At 54.3% G+C, this 18,834-nt stretch carries 17 protein-coding genes, 1 tRNA gene and 2 pseudogenes; 9 read left to right on the top strand and 11 right to left on the bottom strand.

Annotated elements, in window-relative coordinates:
* Nucleotides 1-89: 89 nt before the first annotated feature.
* The 4 genes from OZX72_RS04300 (at nt 90) to OZX72_RS04285 (ending at nt 2,970) form a co-directional block, all read left to right on the top strand.
* Complete coding sequence (locus tag OZX72_RS04300; protein ID WP_277159171.1) at nt 90-995, top strand: cysteine ABC transporter substrate-binding protein; 906 nt, start codon at nt 90-92, stop codon at nt 993-995.
* Between the two features lie 377 nt (nt 996-1,372).
* Nucleotides 1,373-1,567, top strand: a complete 195-nt coding sequence (locus tag OZX72_RS04295) for a hypothetical protein (protein WP_277159170.1) — start codon at nt 1,373-1,375, stop codon at nt 1,565-1,567.
* Between the two features lie 129 nt (nt 1,568-1,696).
* Nucleotides 1,697-2,182 (top strand): hypothetical protein, encoded by a 486-nt coding sequence (locus tag OZX72_RS04290; RefSeq protein ID WP_277159169.1) that lies wholly within the window; start codon nt 1,697-1,699, stop codon nt 2,180-2,182.
* A 167-nt stretch (nt 2,183-2,349) separates the two neighbouring features.
* A complete protein-coding gene (locus OZX72_RS04285; protein ID WP_277159168.1) occupies nt 2,350-2,970 on the top strand; it encodes a hypothetical protein in 621 nt (206 codons plus the stop codon).
* A gap of 597 nt (nt 2,971-3,567) precedes the next feature.
* On the opposite strand, the gene era is transcribed toward OZX72_RS04285, so the two are convergent.
* From era to OZX72_RS04255, 6 genes are all read right to left on the bottom strand, one after another.
* The gene (gene era, locus OZX72_RS04280; RefSeq protein WP_277159167.1) at nt 3,568-4,632 is read right to left on the bottom strand and encodes a GTPase Era; all 1,065 of its coding nucleotides are present in this window, start codon (nt 4,630-4,632) and stop codon (nt 3,568-3,570) included.
* 1 nt (nt 4,633) lies between these two features.
* Nucleotides 4,634-6,046, bottom strand: coding sequence for a CBS domain-containing protein (locus OZX72_RS04275; RefSeq protein WP_277159166.1), 1,413 nt, complete (start codon nt 6,044-6,046; stop codon nt 4,634-4,636).
* Nucleotides 6,047-6,228: 182 nt separating this feature from the next.
* The gene (ybeY, locus tag OZX72_RS04270; protein ID WP_277159165.1) at nt 6,229-6,774 is read right to left on the bottom strand and encodes an rRNA maturation RNase YbeY; all 546 of its coding nucleotides are present in this window, start codon (nt 6,772-6,774) and stop codon (nt 6,229-6,231) included.
* Nucleotides 6,771-8,066 carry a PhoH family protein gene (locus OZX72_RS04265; protein ID WP_277159164.1) on the bottom strand — a complete coding sequence of 432 codons (1,296 nt, stop codon included), beginning with the start codon at nt 8,064-8,066 and terminating at the stop codon, nt 6,771-6,773. The genes ybeY and OZX72_RS04265 overlap by 4 nt, the downstream gene beginning before the upstream one ends.
* A gap of 7 nt (nt 8,067-8,073) precedes the next feature.
* Entirely contained in the window at nt 8,074-8,406 is a 333-nt protein-coding gene (locus tag OZX72_RS04260) for a histidine triad nucleotide-binding protein (RefSeq protein ID WP_277159163.1), read from the bottom strand.
* Between the two features lie 96 nt (nt 8,407-8,502).
* On the bottom strand, nt 8,503-9,300 hold the full coding sequence (locus OZX72_RS04255) for a 16S rRNA (uracil(1498)-N(3))-methyltransferase (RefSeq protein ID WP_277159162.1): 798 nt from the start codon (nt 9,298-9,300) through the stop codon (nt 8,503-8,505).
* 125 nt (nt 9,301-9,425) lie between these two features.
* Between OZX72_RS04255 and OZX72_RS04250 the strand changes: the two genes are divergently transcribed.
* The 5 genes and pseudogenes from OZX72_RS04250 to glgC all read left to right on the top strand — a co-directional run bounded on the left by OZX72_RS04250 (nt 9,426) and on the right by glgC (nt 13,852).
* Nucleotides 9,426-9,514 (top strand) — tRNA-Leu (locus tag OZX72_RS04250).
* Nucleotides 9,515-9,802: 288 nt separating this feature from the next.
* Nucleotides 9,803-11,089, top strand: coding sequence for a DUF2142 domain-containing protein (locus OZX72_RS04245; RefSeq protein ID WP_277159161.1), 1,287 nt, complete (start codon nt 9,803-9,805; stop codon nt 11,087-11,089).
* A gap of 333 nt (nt 11,090-11,422) precedes the next feature.
* A pseudogene (locus OZX72_RS09485) lies at nt 11,423-11,971 on the top strand (TrmH family RNA methyltransferase); the annotation flags it as partial.
* Between the two features lie 135 nt (nt 11,972-12,106).
* Nucleotides 12,107-12,424: pseudogene (locus OZX72_RS09480) on the top strand (TrmH family RNA methyltransferase); the annotation flags it as partial.
* A 186-nt stretch (nt 12,425-12,610) separates the two neighbouring features.
* Nucleotides 12,611-13,852 carry a glucose-1-phosphate adenylyltransferase gene (glgC, locus tag OZX72_RS04235; RefSeq protein WP_277159159.1) on the top strand — a complete coding sequence of 414 codons (1,242 nt, stop codon included), beginning with the start codon at nt 12,611-12,613 and terminating at the stop codon, nt 13,850-13,852.
* Between the two features lie 87 nt (nt 13,853-13,939).
* On the opposite strand, the gene OZX72_RS04230 is transcribed toward glgC, so the two are convergent.
* The 5 genes from OZX72_RS04230 to sufD all read right to left on the bottom strand — a co-directional run bounded on the left by OZX72_RS04230 (nt 13,940) and on the right by sufD (nt 18,833).
* Nucleotides 13,940-14,515: a metal-sulfur cluster assembly factor gene (locus OZX72_RS04230; protein WP_277159158.1), complete on the bottom strand. Its 576-nt coding sequence runs from the start codon at nt 14,513-14,515 to the stop codon at nt 13,940-13,942.
* 185 nt (nt 14,516-14,700) lie between these two features.
* On the bottom strand, nt 14,701-15,258 hold the full coding sequence (gene sufU / locus OZX72_RS04225; RefSeq protein WP_277159157.1) for a Fe-S cluster assembly sulfur transfer protein SufU: 558 nt from the start codon (nt 15,256-15,258) through the stop codon (nt 14,701-14,703).
* Nucleotides 15,259-15,260: 2 nt separating this feature from the next.
* Nucleotides 15,261-16,532, bottom strand: a complete 1,272-nt coding sequence (locus OZX72_RS04220) for a SufS family cysteine desulfurase (protein ID WP_277159358.1) — start codon at nt 16,530-16,532, stop codon at nt 15,261-15,263.
* A gap of 300 nt (nt 16,533-16,832) precedes the next feature.
* The gene (sufC, locus tag OZX72_RS04215) at nt 16,833-17,609 is read right to left on the bottom strand and encodes a Fe-S cluster assembly ATPase SufC (protein ID WP_277159156.1); all 777 of its coding nucleotides are present in this window, start codon (nt 17,607-17,609) and stop codon (nt 16,833-16,835) included.
* On the bottom strand, nt 17,610-18,833 hold the full coding sequence (gene sufD / locus OZX72_RS04210) for a Fe-S cluster assembly protein SufD (RefSeq protein WP_277159155.1): 1,224 nt from the start codon (nt 18,831-18,833) through the stop codon (nt 17,610-17,612).
* Nucleotide 18,834 lies beyond the last annotated feature (1 nt).

Here is an 18,834-nt window from a genome sequence, read left to right as displayed (position 1 = left end):
AATTCAAAGATTCCATTATTTTTATATAGAACTATTACTTCTTATATTCTCATCCGATATTACTTAGTAAAAGAAAAGAAAGAATCATCATGACAACGAACGTATTGAAACGTGCAGCACAAGTAGCAATCTCCGCGGCGGCAGCCGTAGCCATGCTAGCAGGATTCGCCGCATGCGGCCCTTCCGGTGCGACACCGAGCAGCGATAACAATTCCGGCTCCAGCTCGGCCGGCGCAGGCAAGCAACAGACCGCACGAACCCTTGCGCAGATCAAGAAGTCCGGAAAACTCAAGGTCGCGGTCTTCTCCGACAAGGCACCGTTCGGCTACGTCGACAAGGACGGCAAGAACCAGGGCTACGATATCGTTTTCGCCGAACGCCTGGCCAAAGACCTCGGTGTGAAGCCCGAATACACAACTGTAGATCCGGCTGCACGCGTGGATGTGCTCGCCAGCAACAAGGTCGACGTCACCCTCGCCAACTTCACCGTCACTCCCGAACGCGAAGAGAAGGTCGACTTCGCCAAGCCGTACATGAAGGTCGCGTTGGGCGTAGTCTCCCCCGATTCCAAGCCGATCAAAAGCGTCGACCAGCTCAAGGGCAAGACGCTGATCATCGCCAAGGGCACCACCGCCGAACCGTACTTCGCCAAGTACCCCGACATCAAGCTGCAGAAGTACGACCAGTACGCAGACGCCTACAACGCCTTGCTCGACGGTCGCGGCGACGCGATGAGCACCGACAATACCGAAGTGCTCGCCTGGGCGAAGGCCAACAAGGGCTTCACCGTCGGCATCACCAAGCTCGGCGACGAGCAGCCCATCGCCCCCGCCGTGCAGAAGGGCAACAAGGAACTCTTGAACTACATCAACGAGGAGATCGTCAAGCTCGGCAAGGAACAGTTCTTCCACAAGGACTACGAGCAAACCCTAAAGCCGGTCTACGGCGACTCCTCCAACCCCGACGACATCGTGGTTGAGGGCGGCAAACTCTGAGAGACTTGGTTTGATGGATACGACCAAGAAATAATCGCTCGCTTACAAGTTTGTGCCTGTTAATTCGCATAGATTACGAATTAGCGGGCACAACTATTTATAAAACAAAACTCATTTTGTCCAGCTAATAATTGATGGCACGCTTAGCCCAAACCTTACCCTCGCTGAGAGTCTGGAGACAGAAACTTGATGTCTCTCAAGTTTCGTGAGGCCCAACTTCCGCGGTTTTTGGCCTGCCCACAAATCTTGGATATTTATAAAATCTTGAAATCTTGAAATCTCGATATCAAGGTTTCGGTTTTGCTTGCGGTCAATGCTATATTAGACGTTACACGTTGAAATACATATTTTGCAGGAGCATGGAAGGAGGCAGCGATATGAGTTACTTATCCGAGGGAGGGCATCTGGTCATTGACGACAGCAACATCGACGCCTTCATCGCCATGGACCAGTCCGACGAGAAATTCCCCATCGGTGACGATTTTCATTCACATCTGGTGACCAATTTTGATGACTGGGTAGAGAAAATGCGCAGGATGGGTTGGAAACCGGATGACGAAGTCGAGAAGTGAGGCGTGATAATGATTCAATATGAATTACTTCCATTTTCAGACTTGATTGATGCGGATGGCCGAGTAAAACAAGGCAGAAAATATCAACTTGTATACGAAGCATTGCAACGATTCGAATGCAAGAAATCCTTGTCGGTGCAGACCTTCATCTCGCAAAAGGTACGGGCAATCGAAGAATCGAATGAGGGTCGCACCTATCTGTTGACATGCACTGGAGAAAACGGAAACCTCGAGGTTGCGGGCTTCTTCGAACTGTGTCTGACCAGCATCGATTTCGGCAAGATGTCAGGTAAGAAGCAAAAGCAGTTCAAGGGACCGTACACGCACCTGCGTGACAATCACGCCGGCGGCTACTGCATCGGCGAGCTCGGCAGATCCGATAAATACAGCAAAAATGAGCTGCCTGGCAAGGTCATTCTCAAAGAGGCTCGCTCGCTGATTGGCCGTTCACAGAACGTGGTCGGCGGACGCTATGCGCTCATCGATGCCAGACGTGAGATCTTCGAGAATCTCTATCGTCCAGCCGGTTTTAAAGAAGTCGCCACCACCAACGTTCCTGCGGAAGGCGACATGGATATCGTTGTTGGTGTTGCCAAAGTGTCGGCATGGGAATAGGCAACAAGTTTCCAACTTCCATCACGAATCATGTGAATATTGCATAAATTGCGATACAAGTTGCATCAAAGTAATTCGACATTGTATGATGTTTAAGTTCGCTTGTTATTAGCAACAGACAGATTACCGAGAAGAAATATTGCAGTGCGGCAGAAAAGAGAAGAATCATGAGCGTGGATTCCACAGACAGAAACAACCATTCGAACAGCACAGTCAGTGGAAAACCAAGCCGCCTCAAAAAGACACTCATTTCAGTCACCGTCGCTGTATTGGCAACCACCACGTTACTGAGTGCATGTGGCGGAACGCAAGGTTCCAGCAGCAGTTCCACATCCGACAGTCAATCGTCTTCAGAATCAGCACCCAAAAAAGATTCTCAAAACGAATCTGACAACAATCAAAACAAAGAAAGCAGCAACGATAAAGGCTTATCTGCTAGCCAAGTTGCCAAAGATTTAGGCTATAAGACTGTTGGCGAGGCAGGAACTCAAAACCGTCAAGGCCTGGACGAGTACATTGACCAACATCTTACAAAGATGGGGTATCAATCTTGCTACGTAGATAGTAAATACGAGGTTAAAAACGACGGAATAAAAACTAATTGTGCTTATATGGGGAAAAATCATAGTGGCCACCTTGCTATATCCACCTCAGCTAAGTCAGATAAATTTGACATAAATTACCTATCACAAGAAAACCTGAATAGTAACTATGAAACAGAATCTAGCTATATTCCGTCAGCCGAAGAAGCAGACAAAGTGGCCGAAGAAAAACTATTTAAACAATAGTCTTGGCCACTCAATTTTTATTTCAATTATATTCTGTGGATGCAATTATTCTTGCCCAATAATTTATTACCTTTATCCTCTATTCGTGAGATAATCTGAAAATATCAATGAAAGGTGCAACGACTATAAAATTTGAGATTGTAATTGCGGCCAATCATCCATAGCCATGCCTATTAACTTATTTATTGGTTTAACCAATCTCACATCTAGCAAGCAATAATTGTTTTAGCAATCCATCTATGATCATAAGACATAATCAGGCAGACTTAAAAATGGTGTTAAGTTTATTCTTGTTTTAGAGGTCATCTACAGTTGACGGACTACCACGATAAACATGGCATAAGAGATTCAATCAAACACAATCACTGACTAGATTTTTAACTTAGCACCATCAGAAGTAATACGTGTCTTTTCAATCGAATTTATAAACCAAAACCATATTCCATATTGCGAGTTACAGCTACTGCTGCTATTCACCAATGGAGCGAATTGCCGAATTTGCATAAAATTTTCGGACAATTCCTCATAAGAAAATCTACAAGAAAATGGCTGAGTGTTTCACAGGGCTATCTTCTGCGCTTTTTGCACTAATTTCTTTCAGAACCCCAAACGCTCCAGCTGCTTGGGGTCGGACTGCCAGCCCTTGGCGACTTTTACGTGGAGGTCGAGCTTGGACTTTTGGCCTACAATGCGGTTGACGGCGGTGCGCAGACGCTTCTTGACCTGCACCAGATGCTCGGCGTGGTGGCCGATGATGATGGGCTTCTGGGAGTCGCGCTCGACGTAGATGGAAACCATGACGTGCGCCTTACCGTCCTCGGTCTCGGGATTGTCGGATTCGCCGGGACGATCGATGGAGTCCACGACCACGGCCAAGGAATGCGGAAGCTCGTCGTCCAGCTCCTCGAGGAACGCGCCTCGCACAAGTTCGGCGATGGTGTCCTCTGGCTTTTCCTCGGTGATCTGGTCGTCAGGGTACATCTGCGGGCCTTCGGGCATATTCTCAATAAGCACACGCTTGACCTCGGCCACGTTGTCGCGCTCCAGAGCGCTGACCGGCACCACATCCGTGAAGTCGGCGAATTGGCTGATCTCAATAAGCTTGGCCATCAACTCCTGACGGTTGAGCTCGTCAATCTTAGTGACGATGGCAATCAGCGGCACCTTCCAGACAAATTTGCCTTGCTCGTGGTCACCTTCCTGCTTGCTGTTTTGTGAATCGTTGACACTTTTGTTGTTATCGGCTTTCTTACCGTTTTCACCGCCATCAACTTTGCGCGCGAATTCGCTGCGCAGACGACTCAAAATACGCTTGTCGCCCGGCCCAATCTCCTGATCGGCCGGCAGCAGGAACGCAATCTCGTCTACGTCGCTCAGCGATTCGTCCACCACATCGTTCAGACGCTGGCCGAGCAGCGTACGTGGGCGATGGATGCCGGGAGTGTCAACCAGCACCAGTTGAGCATTGTCGGTGGTCAGAATGCCACGAATGGCCTTACGTGTGGTCTCGGGGCGCGAGGAAGCGATGGCGACTTGCGTACCGATCAACGAATTGATCAGCGTGGATTTGCCGACGTTCGGACGTCCAACCACGGCTACGAAACCGGAACGATACGGTTCTTCACTGCCAGATTGCTCTTCGTTGTTCTTGCCATCAGTCATGTTATTCGTTTTCCTTTACGTCCTGTTTCATATCTCGATTAATTTCTTCGTCATCGTCCTGATCCTGCTTTTCAGCCATATCAAGCGTTGCCGGCTCAACCACGATGGTGGAGACCTTCTTGCGACGGCCGGCGGAATCGACGGCGGTCAGGCGCAAGCCTCTGGTCACCGCGCTCATGCCGACGATTGGAACTCGGCCAAGCAACTTGGTCAGGAGACCGTAGACGGTGTCCACGTCATCCTCGTCGATATCGACTTCGAACAGCTCTTCAAGATCGGCTATCGGTGTGCGGGCGGGCATCTGCCACTTATGGTCGCCGATTTTCTTGGGCTCGGTGTGCTGGATGCGGTCGTGCTCGTCCTCCAACTCGCCGACAATCTGCTCGATGGCGTCCTCGATGGTCACCAGTCCGGCGATGCCGCCGTATTCATCAACCACCACGGCCACATGCTGGCGCGTGCGCTGCATCTCATGGAAGAGGTCATCGACCGGCTTCGATTCCGGTACCAGCATCGGCTGGCGGCAAATCGACTTGACCTCGCGGGTTCGGGCTTCGGGATTGAAGGCCGTGGCACGCACAGCATCCTTCAGATAAGCCATACCAACCAAATCATCAACGTCCTCGCCAATAATCGGAATGCGCGAAAAGCCGGAACGCGAGCAGAGCTGCAGGAAATGCTCAAGTGTCGAATCAGATTCGACGCAGATCATATCGGTGCGGGGCACCATGATCTCGCGAGTCAACGTGTCGGAAAGCATGAGCACATTGCGCAGCATTTCCGCCACTTCGGGGTCGAAATCATCGGTTTCTACCAACCGGTCGATAGTCGCACGTCCCTGCTCGCGCTGAATTTTCTCAAGCTCCTCGTCATCGGAAAGCTCGTCTTCCTTATCACGGCGACGCTGCTCCTTGCCTTCCCCGGCCTTGGCGAATGGCGTCAAGACAACGGCCAGCGAAATGATGCCGGAGAACCGCATCATCACGTCAAGCGGCTTGGAGGCACCCGCAGAACGCGGGCGAAGCAAAACAGACACTACAGCGACAATCAGCGCGAAAATCACGCCGGTGACCAACGCAACCCAAACCGGCTCGGAAAGCAACATGACGATAATCGCGACCAAAACCCCGTCAAAGACATTGCAGAAGATGCGGAAGAATGCACAGGAGCCGGCCGTCGCGTAGCGATCGACGATGAAACGTTGGACCTTGTGGACCTTGCGAATCTGCTTGGCCTGCACGAATTTGCCAAGATCTTCGTCATCGGTCTGAATCTCGATGATCCGGTTGTTGAGGCTGGCCTTGGTGACGCGCGATACGGCGGATTCGCTCGACGCCATCATCAGCGACAGCCATACCAGCAACGCCGCCACGATGACGAGCACAACCACAGTGGCGATGGTCAAGGTATCCATATTCTGCGTGCTTTCCTATTCCTCAATACGTTTTGCCGACTGGTAGAGATAATGATTTGTTTTTATCAAAGTATCGGTATCTTCGAGCTTATTCGCAAGACCAGATAGCTGGCGAATGTCGCCAACAAACGAGAACCATAATGCCGATTCGCCATTCCTATAAAACAAACTCGGACGCCTCGTCACGATTCTTTGTTATTTCCAGAAGAATGATTTTCATCCCATTGGGCCAGCAAATCGGTGGAACCTGCGGGTAGCACGGCTTGCGGAACGGGTTCGTCGCGAACGGCAAAAAACGTGAGCAAAAGCTGCCGTTGCAAGCCGAACATCTGCCGTTCCTGCTCCGAATCGACGTGATCATAGCCCAGCAAGTGCAAGGTCCCGTGAATGGCCAGAAGCATCATTTCATCCATGGTCGAATGTCCTGCGGCCGCGGCCTGCTGCTGCGCGACCCACGGGCAGATAACGATATCACCCAAGACGCCTTCCATGATTTTGCCGTCCTCGCCCGGGCGCAGCTCGTCCATCGGGAAACTCATCACGTCGGTCGGCCCTTCGAGCTGCATCCAGCGCATGTGCAGTTGGGCGATTGGATCGGGGTCGACGAAAAGGATGGTCAGGTCGGACTGGGTGCTTACCTGCATGCGTTCCATCACCCACAAACCCAAGTCGGAGAAGAGTTTCGGGTCGATCTGCCAGACCGTCTCATTGGTGACTTCGACGCTCAACGGCGTTCCTTTCCGCTTTGGTCGGTTTCATCCTTCAAAGGTTCGGATACCGGATTGCTGGTCTCATTCGGCTTGGTTTGAGACTCAGAAACATCACCAGCTTTCGCTTGTGGTTTCGAGACATCGTCTGACTTCGTGATTGTATGTTCCACCTTATGTCCGGCTCCACCTGCTGTATGAGTTGTATGAGCGGCATGAGCATCGTAAGCCTGCACGATTTTGCCGACCAACTCATGGCGTACAACATCCTTTGCCCCGAGATGGGCGAAACTGATGCCGTCGATATTGCCGAGGATTGATTCGATGGATTTGAGCCCCGAATGTGGCACGGCCAGATCAATCTGCGTAACGTCGCCGGTGATGACCATCTTGGTATTGAAACCGAGGCGGGTCAGAAACATCTTCATCTGCTGCTCGGTGGTATTCTGCGCCTCATCGAGGATGACGAAAGCGTCGTTGAGCGTTCGGCCGCGCATGTAGGCGAGCGGAGCGACCTCGATGGTGCCGTCGGTCATGTAGCGGTGCATCTGGCCAGCACCCAACATATCGGAAAGCGCATCGTAGAGCGGCCGCAGATACGGATCGACCTTGTCGTTCAACGTTCCGGGCAAGTAACCGAGGCTCTCGCCGGCTTCAACGGCTGGGCGCGTCAAAATAATACGACTTACCCGTCCATCTTCGAATGCACGGACCGCTTTGGCGACGGCGAGATAGGTCTTGCCGGTTCCGGCAGGACCGATGGCAAACGTAATGGTATTGGCATCGATGGCACGGACGTAGAAGACCTGGCCAGCGGTTTTCGCGCGAACCGGCTCGCCATTGGCAAAGGCTATGACACCCGGAACATGGCGATTGGCGGCGGCGCGTTTGTGTTCATCACCATAATCATCGTTATCTTGGAATCGATGAAACTGCGAGTGCTGACCCATGCCAGCACCGGCAAATCCGCGTGTATACGAATGCCCAGCATAACCATGCCCGCGACCGCCGTCACCCATCAGTCCGGCCTTCTTACCGACCTGCCGGGCCTCGAGCATCCGCCGCACGTTCATCGCATCGGCCGGAGCCTTGTAGGCCGCATCGATGATGTTATTCAGCACGTCGGAAACCTTGTCGGCCTCGATGTCGTCGCGCTTGTTGTAAGCGGAAATCTCGATGCGATTGCCCCGCACGAACACGTTGACCTCGGGGAAGGCGTGCTGTACCTCGGCAAGAACCTTGTCGCCCGAACCCAGAACTGCTACCGGGTCGAGTTCAGTGGGAATGGTGATGACTCGTTTTGCGCTGGCCACCGCTCTCCTACTCTTCCATCGTCTCGCCGGTCAGCACATGCGCGTGCACGTGGAAAACCGACTGGCCGGCATCCTCGCCGGTGTTGAAGATGAGACGGTAGGCGCCGTGGAATTCCTTATCGGCGATGGACTGGGCGATCTCGACGATGTGGGCGAGCTCGGCAGGATCGGACTTGGCCAGTTCGGCCACGTTGGCGCAGTGCTTCTTCGGCACGATCAGCACGTGCACCTTCGCCTTGGGGTTGATGTCCTTGAATGCGTAGGTGGTGTCGTCTTCGTACACCTTGGTGCTCGGGATCTCGCCCGCAATGATCTTGCAGAACAGGCAATCGTCGGCCATATATGCTCCTTATTGAAAGCTATCGGGACGCGGTTGCGCCCTACTCCCCCATGCTATTAGCCCGCACGGATAATTACGCTGGCCGACACAGGTAAACTACGCGAACCGTCCCAACGCACGCGCCAATAACGTCAACGCCACCGGACCGGCGGTCGAAGCTCGCATGATATTGCTGCCGAGCACGCACACTTCCGCCCCGGCATCGGTGAATTGCTCCACCTCTTCGTCGCTGATGCCGCCTTCGGGGCCGACCACAACGTAAATCCTGCGCGGCTTGCCGTCGTCAAGACAACGCTGTTCCAGCGCGGCGACCTTCTGTTCGATGCCGTTCCAAGTTGAAGTGGCGTCCTGGTGCAAAACGATAACCAGTTCGTGATGAACACATGCACGCCTGCATATCGCCACCACCTGCTTGCTGGAAACGCAGTCGTCAAGCGTCGGTTTCCAAGCCCGTCGCGATTGCTCAGTAGCCGCTACCAGCGTCTGCTCCCATTTGCGGTCGGTGCGTCCGGCTTTCCACTTGGAAATCGAACGGTTGGCTTGCCACGGCACAATTTCGTCCACGCCAATCTGCGTGGCCATATCGATAGCCTGCTCGTCGTGACCTGTTTTCGCGAGCGCCTGCACCAGCGCAAGCCTCGTAGTCGGTTGCTCTTCGGTAGTGAATTCAGATACTTTGACCAGCCCGTTCTGGGTATCGGCAACTTCCGCGTCGATACGCAACCCACGCCCGTCGGAAAGCTGCAGTTTGTCACCGTTCTGCAGACGCATGGCACCCATCGCGTGCCGCTTGATGGCGGGCGGCAGAGTTATCGTCCAGCCCGCACGCAGCTCGTCTCGGTTGACCGGCACATCGTCGTGCTCGGCATCAAATACAAAAAGTGGACTTGTCATAGTTCAAGGCTACCGGAACTGCGGACGAAAACGATAAACCTACCCAAACAACAGTTCCGACACACCGGCCCTGCCGAACGACGCAGGAATGGTGTATAGTTCTATCTGTTGCTTGAACGACACCTGCCCAGGTGGCGGAATGGTAGACGCGCTAGCTTGAGGTGCTAGTTCCTATAATTTTACAGGAGTACGGGTTCAACTCCCGTCCTGGGCACGAAAACTGAAAACTCGAGACCCCTTGGAAACAAGGGGTCTTAGTGTATCTGGCCACCCCCAGCGCAGGATTTGAGCATAAAAACCCAGAATTTAAGTGGCCTTCCGCGATTTCTGCGCGACGCCCCAGCTTGTCTCTTGATTTCGTCGGCACTGCTCTCGTAAGCATTCCGCATTATCATGGATACGAATCAACACTGCAGGAGAAGGGACGACGATGGCCTCGATTACGCCACGCGCATCCTCCACTTCGCCACACGCATCGCTGTTATCCAATATCCGACGCCTGATGCCACTTATCACTTTCTTGGCCGCGCTGCTGATAGGCGGAGTGTTCCTCGTTCATACCCCGCAGGGTCAAACACCCGACGTGTGGTCGCATACCTACCGCATTTCAGCCATTGTCAACGGCAGCCCAACCCACCATGTCGACGCGCAGAGCGACTTCCATCGCAGCGCCGAGAACGTCGGCGGCCATGTTGGCAACGCATGGATTCAGTATTCCATCGACCATTTCAACGGTTATGACACTGCAGTGGTCAATCCGCAATCCATCACCGTACAAGACAAAAACGGGGCCGACGTACCGTTCAACAACACAGCCATCAACGCACCGCCCGTCTACCTGCCCCAAATCATCGGCTTCTGGCTCGGCAAAGTCCTCGCCCTGAGCACCAACACGACCTATTATCTCGCGGAAACGCTCACGCTGTTGCTATACGCGTTTGCCATGGGAGCATCCGTCGCCGTGCTTCCGCAATGGCGTATCGTTGTCGGATGTGTCCTCACCCTCACCGCCTACAGCGGTTTCGCCATTTCCGCCGACCCCATGACCCAAGCCGTTGCCACTCTCTTCATCTGTCTGCTCTATCGGACCACCCAGCAGCGCGTCTCCACCCGTTATTGCATCGTTCTGAGCGTCACTGGGCTATTCCTGTCGATGTGTAAGCTCACCTACATGCCGTTGACCGTATTAACGTTGCTCGTTCCGTGGCTGCAGCACGGTTTCATGGTTTCTGCGAACAATGACCAGACCGCAATGACACGGGAAAAGGCCCGTCAACGCACCCAGCGTTATGCCGGTATCTCCGTCATCGGCGTCATCTGCTCGGCGACTTGGATTATCTCTTGGATGCACCATATCAACTGGTTTACCGTCACTCCGGTGTTCGTCACGCTTGCCGAAACAAAGATGAGAACGCACGACTTACTCACTGATCCTCACGTCATGGCACAAGCGCTTGGCAGTATCGGATACGCCATCATTCATGCCCAAGTCCCCTTCGATGGCAGAAAACTCGTCATGGCGGCATGGTTCCTGCTGCTGTGTCTGTTCGTCGTATTGTTGGCTACTACGTTCCAGCGTCGTTCACGAAACCGTCAGTTGGTCTTTTGGTGGGCCGCCTTCGGGTGCTCCATTGGCATCATGCTGTTGATCTATTTGGCGCTCTGGCTGCAATGTACGAAGAACGGTTTTGTAGGCATTAATGGTTTCCAGTTCCGATACTTCCTGCCGATGCTGGCACTTTGGAGCCTATGTGGGCTGAGCTGCGTTAAATCGGTGATGTCACGGTGAATTGCCTCCATCAACGGCTGAGGGAATCCAACTTCATAAGCATAATGAATACGATTCAGTTCTCAATTTCATACTTGAGAGTTACGGTTCCTGTACTTATAGACGAACTGGAACAATAAGGGATAGAGAAATAGAGCGAGATAAGAAACACAGGCCCAACCTATGATTCTCTGCCAGCATCGAACTTTCCGTATTGAACCATGAAAAACCGCCAGCGACAATACAACAATTTGCCACCCCGACCTTTTCTTGTCAACTTGCCCAACGATACTGGTTTTGTCGATATCATCCAGTGCGCGCCGTCCGTTGCGGTAGAAAGTAAGGAAACTTCAGATGCGAATTATCACGATTGATTCCGTGGACGACGAGCGCGTAGCCGCGTATACCAACCTGACCGAGGCGCAGCTGCGCAACCGGCTTGAACCTGAGAAGGGCATCTTTATCGCGGAGTCGCCCAAGGTCATCGACCGGGCGCTGGCAGCCGGGCGTGAACCGGTTTCGCTGCTGGTCGAGGAGCCTTGGCTTTCAGGAATGGCAGATATGTTCGAGCGTATCGACAAACGCTGGGGCAAGGACGTTCCGGTTTATGTGGCTTCACCTGAGCAACTGAAAAAACTGACCGGTTATCGGCTCCATCGCGGGGCCCTGGCCGCCATGCGCCGTTGGAAGCTGCCCACCGTAAAAGAACTGTGCAAGAACGCACGACGAATTGCGGTCATGGAAAATATCGTCGATCACACCAACGTCGGCGCGCTGATGCGTTCAGCGGCGGCGCTCGACGTCGATGCCGTACTAGTTACGCCTTCCTGCGGCGACCCGCTTTATCGTCGCGCGGCCCGAGTTTCCATGGGCACGGTATTCCAAGTACCGTGGACACGCATCGACGCGGAAACGCTGGAAAACGACACCGAAGAAATCAGTGGGCAGGACGAAACAACATCTCAACATTCCTCAATGGGTCAACATGCGGAAACGACTAATATTAACGACAATCCCACCAGCCGCCACACCAAAGAGGAAGATCGGAAATACTGGCCGGTGCGGGGGCTCAAGGAACTCAACGATCTGGGCTTTACCACCGTCGCGATGGCACTGACCGATGATTCCATCAGCCTTGACGAATTGACCCGACGTCTCAACAACGAACCGCACGAAGCCGACCATATCGACAAGCTTGCCCTCGTTTTCGGCACGGAGGGTGACGGACTTTCGCACCGCACCATCGCCAACACCGACCTCACCGTCAAAATCCCGATGAGCAACGGCGTCGACAGCCTCAATGTGGCCGCCTCCAGCGCCGTCGCCTTCTATGCGACCAGCCCGAAGCGAAATTAGACGTTCGGCGACCTCTCGGGCGTTTCGCGTCGGCTCAATCCGATACAGTAATGAGCAGAAAAGGTCGTGTGCAAAGATGAACGCCTCGCGACTTTGCAGGTAGCGTGAGAACGATTCATATAGCATCGCTGCTGCGGCCAGAAATTGTAGAATGGTCGACAGGACGCGGTAATCAGGGGGTAAGGAATGGCAAAGAATCCTAAAGTACTGGCTATCGTATTGGCAGGCGGCGAAGGCACGCGTCTGATGCCGCTGACGCGCGACCGGGCCAAACCCGCGGTGCCGTTCGGCGGCGTGTACCGTCTCATCGATTTCCCGCTGAGCAACCTGGTCAATTCCGGATACTCACAAATCGTCGTACTGACGCAATACAAATCGCATTCCTTGGACCGCCATATCTCGAAGGTCTGGCGCTTCTCCCCACTGCTTGACGCCTATGTTTCCCCGGTTCCGGCCCAACAGCGTCTTGGCAAGCATTGGTATTTGGGTTCTGCGGACGCGGTCTACCAAACGATTAATATCATCGAAGACGAGCAGCCTGACTATGTGGTCATCGTCGGCGCCGACCACGTCTACCGCATGGATTTCGGGCAGATGCTCAAACAACATATCGAATCCGGAGCGGCTTTCACGGTAGCCGGTATCCGTCAACCGATCGAAGCATCAAACCAGTTCGGCGTCATCGATGTCGACCCGAATCATCCACACATGATCCGCGGATTCAAGGAGAAGCCCGAGACCACCGACGGCATGCCCGGTCATCCCGACCAGATTCTGGCTTCGATGGGCAATTACATCGCCACCACCGACGCACTTTTCGACGCGCTGGCACGTGACGAGAAGGCCGAGGATACCAAGCACGACATGGGCGGCGACATCGCACCTTTCTTCTCGCAGCGGCACGAAGCCGGCGTCTACGACTTCAGCGAAAACGAGATTCCTGGGGCCACCGACTACGACCGCGCCTATTGGCGTGACGTCGGCACCATCAAGCAGTTCTACGAGGCCCATATGGACCTGATCGAGTACAATCCCCCGTTCAATCTTTACAACCAGGATTGGCCGATTTACACGCTTTCAGGCAACCTGCCTCCAGCCAAGTTCGTCCGTTCCGAAACCAACCGCATCGGACGAGCCACCGAGTCCATCATCGCCCCCGGCGTCATCGTCTCGGGTGGCGACGTGCAGCATTCGGTGCTGTCGCCGAACGTGCGCATCAATTCGTGGTCGCAGGTGGTTGATTCCATACTCTTCGACGGGGTCATCGTCGGGCGTCGTGCACGCGTCTGCAAGGCTATCATCGACAAGAACGTCATCCTTGAAGAGAACGCAACCGTGGGCATTGACCACGAGCACGACCGCGCCCGCGGCTTCACCGTCAAAGACGGCATCACGATCGTCCCCAAGCGCACGGTTATCAGAGACTGATATAAATCCGGTAATGATTATCGAATAAAAAGGAACGCTGCACCAGAAGAATTCCGAAGCAGCGTTCCTTTTTGGTAATTGTAAGTTTCAGTACTTCGGCATGTTGTCGAAGTTGAAGCCGATGGCCTCAAGCTGTTCGCGGCCTTCCGGGCGAATCATGTCGAGCGTCCAACGCGGCTGCCACGTCCAGTCGATGCGGAATTCCTCCACCAAGCCGGCCAACGTCGAGGCACACTCATCTTCAAGCAAATCGGTCAACGGGCAAGCCGGAGTGGTCAGCGTCATCGTGATGATGGCACGGCCTTTTTCGTCGATTTCGATGCCGTAGACCAAGCCGAGGTCGATGACGTCGATGCCGAGCTCTGGATCGATGACCTGGTGCAACGCCTCACGCACGTCGGCGGCCGTGGCCCTGCCAATGTCGTTGAACGAGGTCAGCGGAATCCCAGTTTCTTCATCCTTGACGGTGTTGCCAGCCGATTCGTCGGAAGTCTCAGCTGTTGCAGAGCCCGCTTCATCCTGCTTATCGAATTTATCGAGCGAACCCACCGCATGCGGATTGGCGACGGCTGCCTCGGCCTTCTCCTCGCTGCCAAGCGCTTTGGCTGCCGAATCGAGAATCGAAGATTCCGGCGTCGGTACGAGATTGTCTTGGCTTTCCATGTTGCCTCCTGCTGTGGTGAATCCACCAATCATTATGTCATGTATTAAAAGCGATTGATACAAGCGGATAGCATAATCAAGTCACTCGCCAATGAATGACGCAACGATATGTTCGCCATACGTCGTTTATTCATCAAGCATCTATTGATTATCGCTATGTTTTTCAAAGTATCGATCGGTTATTTTTACTTATCTGCCGCCAACGCCTTGGCCAGCGAATCCTTGAGTCCGGCCCAACCCAGCAACGCGCATTTGATGCGCATCGGATATTTCGAGACGCCTTGGAACACGACGGCATCACCCAACGCCTCTTCATCGGCGTCGTTATCGAGACCGGCACCGCGCGACTTCATCAGCTTCTGGAAGACGCCCTCAAGCTGCATGGCTTCGTCAACCGTCTTACCGTCGACCAGATCGACCATCATCGAAAGGCTGGCCGTGGAGATGGAACAACCACTGCCGTCCCATACCAGACGCTCGATCTTGTGCGGTTCGGATTCCGAGACTTCGACGTGGACGGTCACCTGATCGCCGCAGGTCGGGTTGAATTGGTGTGACTCCCCCGGCGTGCAGTATTCATGGCTGGCACGCACCGTCGTCTCGCCGGTTTCGCTCGCACTTTTCGACTCCTTCGTCACGTCCGCGGCAAAATGCTCCTTGCCGTGCGGATGCTTCGACGCGTCAAGAATGACCTCCTGATACATCTGCTCGAGATCGTCACCGCTCATACCAAAATCACTCATGCTCACACCTCAAAGAACGAACGGACCTTGCCGGCCGTTTCGACTACTTGCTTGGCTTCCTCGACGGTATTGTACACGCCTGTCGAAGCTCGGGACGAAGCAAACAGGCCGAAGTGACGGTGAACCGGTTGGGCGCAATGATGGCCGACGCGCACCGCGATGCCCTGGGCATCGAAGAACTGGCCGACATCATGCGGATGCACGCCTTTGACGTCGAACGACACCGTGCCGATGCGATCCTTGTTCTCCACCGGCCCGAGCACACGGAAACCGGGAACGTCGTTAAGCTTCAGAAGTTCGTCGGTAATTGTCTTTTCGTGGGCTTCGACATTTTCCATGCCGATTTCGCGCATCCAGTCGGCGGCCACACCTGCGGCCACAACCTGTGCGACCGGCTGGGTTCCGGACTCGAATCGGGCGGGTGGTTCCATATATTCCGCGGGCTTGTCCATCCATGCCAGTTCGACCATCGATCCGCCGAAACTGGCCGGCGGCAAGGCTTCCAACAGTTCACGTTTCCCATAGAGGAAACCAACGCCGGTTGGCCCATACATCTTATGGGCGCTCCAAGCTGCGAAATCGACATCCATCTTGTGGAAATCGAGTTTCAGATGCGGCACCGACTGGCAAGCGTCCAGAATAAAGATGGCCCCGACTTCGTGCGCACGCTTGACAATAGGCTCGATATCAGTGATAGCCCCAGTGACGTTGCTGATATGGGTGATGGCGACGATCTTGGTCCGATCGGTAATAACTTCATCGGCAGTATCGGAACGGATACGCCCGTCATCAGTCAAATCAAACCATTTCAGCGTGGCCCCAGTGCGGTAAGCCAGCTCCTGGAACGGCAGCAACACCGAATGATGCTCGGCCTTGGAAACGACGATCTCATCCCCCGGCTTAAGCGCAAACCGTTTAGCAGCATCCCCGCCACGCCCGAGCGAGGCATTACCAAAGGCTGTAGCCAGCAGATTTAGCCCAGCTGTGGCCCCAGCCGTGACAACAATCTCTTCCTGCCCCTCTTCAGAATTGGCTCCAACGAGCTTGGCAACCTTGGCGCGCGCTTCTTCAAACGCAACAGTGCTACGCGCAGCGAGCTCATGCGCCCCACGGTGCACCCCAGCATTGATGGTCTCATAAAACTTGCTCTCGGCATCAATCACGCACTGTGGCTTCTGCGCCGTAGCCGCCGAGTCAAAGTACACGAGTGGATGCCCATGGATCTCCTGCCCCAAAATAGGAAACTCGTCCCTAATCTTCAAAAAATCCACCATCATTGCCTTCAATCTTTATAAGCCATAGCTCTTAATGACTTTTATTCAATTTTAATATTATTTTCAGGCGAAGCCTGCTGATTTTGACACTCGATGTGTCAAAATCATCCAAAGCCCTAAAAAATAACCTGCCAAACTAACGCAACATAAGCGGATTGGAAAAGGACACCATGTTGAGGAGTAAAGCTTGGCCTACCGGCCTTGAGGGTTCCGAAACATGGTGTCCTTTTCCAATCCGCGACCAACCGCTAAAAGTAAGCTAAAACTGAAAACTACTAAAAGCGATTAATCAAAACAAAATCAAGCTAAAGCCGATTCCGTCGAACCTTCAGGCAGATACTGATCATACCCAGTCTCTTCCAGTTCATCCGCAAGCTCGGGCCCGCCAGTCTTGACAAACTTTCCACCTGCAAACACATGCACAATATCCGGCTTAATATACTTGAGGATTCGAGTGTAATGCGTGATGAGCATAATGCCCAGCCCCGTGTTCTCCTTGGCGCGGTTCACGCCTTCGGAGACGATGCGCAGCGCGTCAACATCGAGACCGGAGTCGGTCTCGTCCATGATGGCGAACTTAGGTTTCAGAAGCTCAAGCTGCAGCACTTCGGCGCGCTTCTTTTCGCCGCCGGAGAAGCCTTCGTTGACGGAACGGGAAGCGAACTTCTTGTCCATGCGAAGGTTCTTCATTGCGTCCTGCAGCTCCTTGGTCCAGGTGCGGATGGCGGGAGCCTTGCCGTCGACCTCGGTCTTGGCGGTGCGCAGGAAGTTGGTCATCGAGACGCCCGGCACCTCCACCGGGTACTGCATCGCGAGGAACAGGCCAGCCTTCGCACGCTCGTCCGCAGTCATCTTGAGCAGGTCCTCACCGTCGAGCAGCGCCTCGCCGGAGTCAACGAAGTACTTCGGGTGGCCGGCCAGCGTGTAGGCCAGTGTGGACTTGCCGGAGCCGTTGGGGCCCATGATGGCGTGCGTCTCGCCGGAGTTGACGGTCAGGGTCGCGCCCTTGAGAATCTGCTTGCGGCCTTCTTTGGTCTCCACCGATGCGTAGAGATCCTTGATTTCCAATGTAGACATTTACTTATCCTCCAATACCGCTTGCATGTCGGCGCTTTCGCCGCGCGCGAGCCTGCGGTCAATGACATTCATAAGGTGTTCGGCGATGCTGGGCACACCGATTTGTTCGATGAGGTCGGCGAAGAAACCACGGACCACGAGCTTGCGGGCTTCGGATTCCGTGATGCCGCGCGACTGCAGGTAGAAGAGCTCCTCGTCATCAAAGTGGCCGACGGAGCTGGCATGGCCGGCACCGATGATGTTGCCGTTCTCGATCTCGAGGTTCGGCTCGGAATCGGCCACGGGACCGGGCGTGAGCACCAGGTTGCGGTTGAGCTCGTAGGAGTCGGTGTTCGGCGCCTGCGGCTGGATCAGCGCGTTGCCGACCCAAGTCGAATGTGCATTCTTGCCGTCCAAAGCTCCCTTGTAAACCACACGGGACTTACACTCCGGATAGTTGTGAACCACCATCGTGCGATGCTCGAGGTGCTGTCCGGCCTCGGCAAAGTAGATGCCGAGCATGTTGAGATCTCCCTGCGGTCCGCCGAATTCCTGATCCATACGCAGACGCACGACGTCGCCGCCGAGGGTGACCACGGCGTGGCGCAGCGAGGCGTTGTCGCCGACGTGAATGCGCTGGTTGCCCACGTGCTTGGAGCCCTTGTCCCATTCCTGCACGAACGTGGTGGAAACGTGGGAGTCCTTGCCAGTAATAATTTCAATGCCTTCGGCAAGACGAGCCAGACCTTGGTGACGCACAACGATATCGCCATGCGTACGGTCAGCGACTTTGAGCACGAGATGCAGAGAATCGAGATCGGCACCGTGTCCTTCGACGTCAACCAGTACCGGCTGGTCAAGTTCCCCGGAAATAGAGACGACGACAGTCTTACTGCCGCTGTTCCATTCTACTGCCGAAACACGGTCATTCGGCTTCATGATACTGCCGGAAGGCGCCTCGCTACGGTCGATGACCGACTTGGTCACCTTGTTACCATCAATCGGTGTTCCGTCGATATTGCTGACGGTTACCTTGGTCTCGCCGCTGGGGATGAAGACGTTGAAGAACTCCTCGATGCGCTCGAGCGGGGTATAGCGCCAGTCCTCCTGCTTGCGCGTCGGCATCTTGAAATCGTCCACTGCAAACGAGCGCGGCTCGTTGTCGGCACTGGACGGCATCGCCGCCGGCACTGCGTAGGGATCATTGGGATCCGCCACTGGAATATTCACTTCTTGTTCGGCCATC

Source organism: Bifidobacterium sp. ESL0769 (genome assembly GCF_029395495.1).
Taxonomy (GTDB): domain Bacteria; phylum Actinomycetota; class Actinomycetes; order Actinomycetales; family Bifidobacteriaceae; genus Bifidobacterium.
The sequence above is the reverse complement of the archived record's forward strand: the minus strand, read 5'-3'. Positions and strand labels throughout refer to the sequence as shown.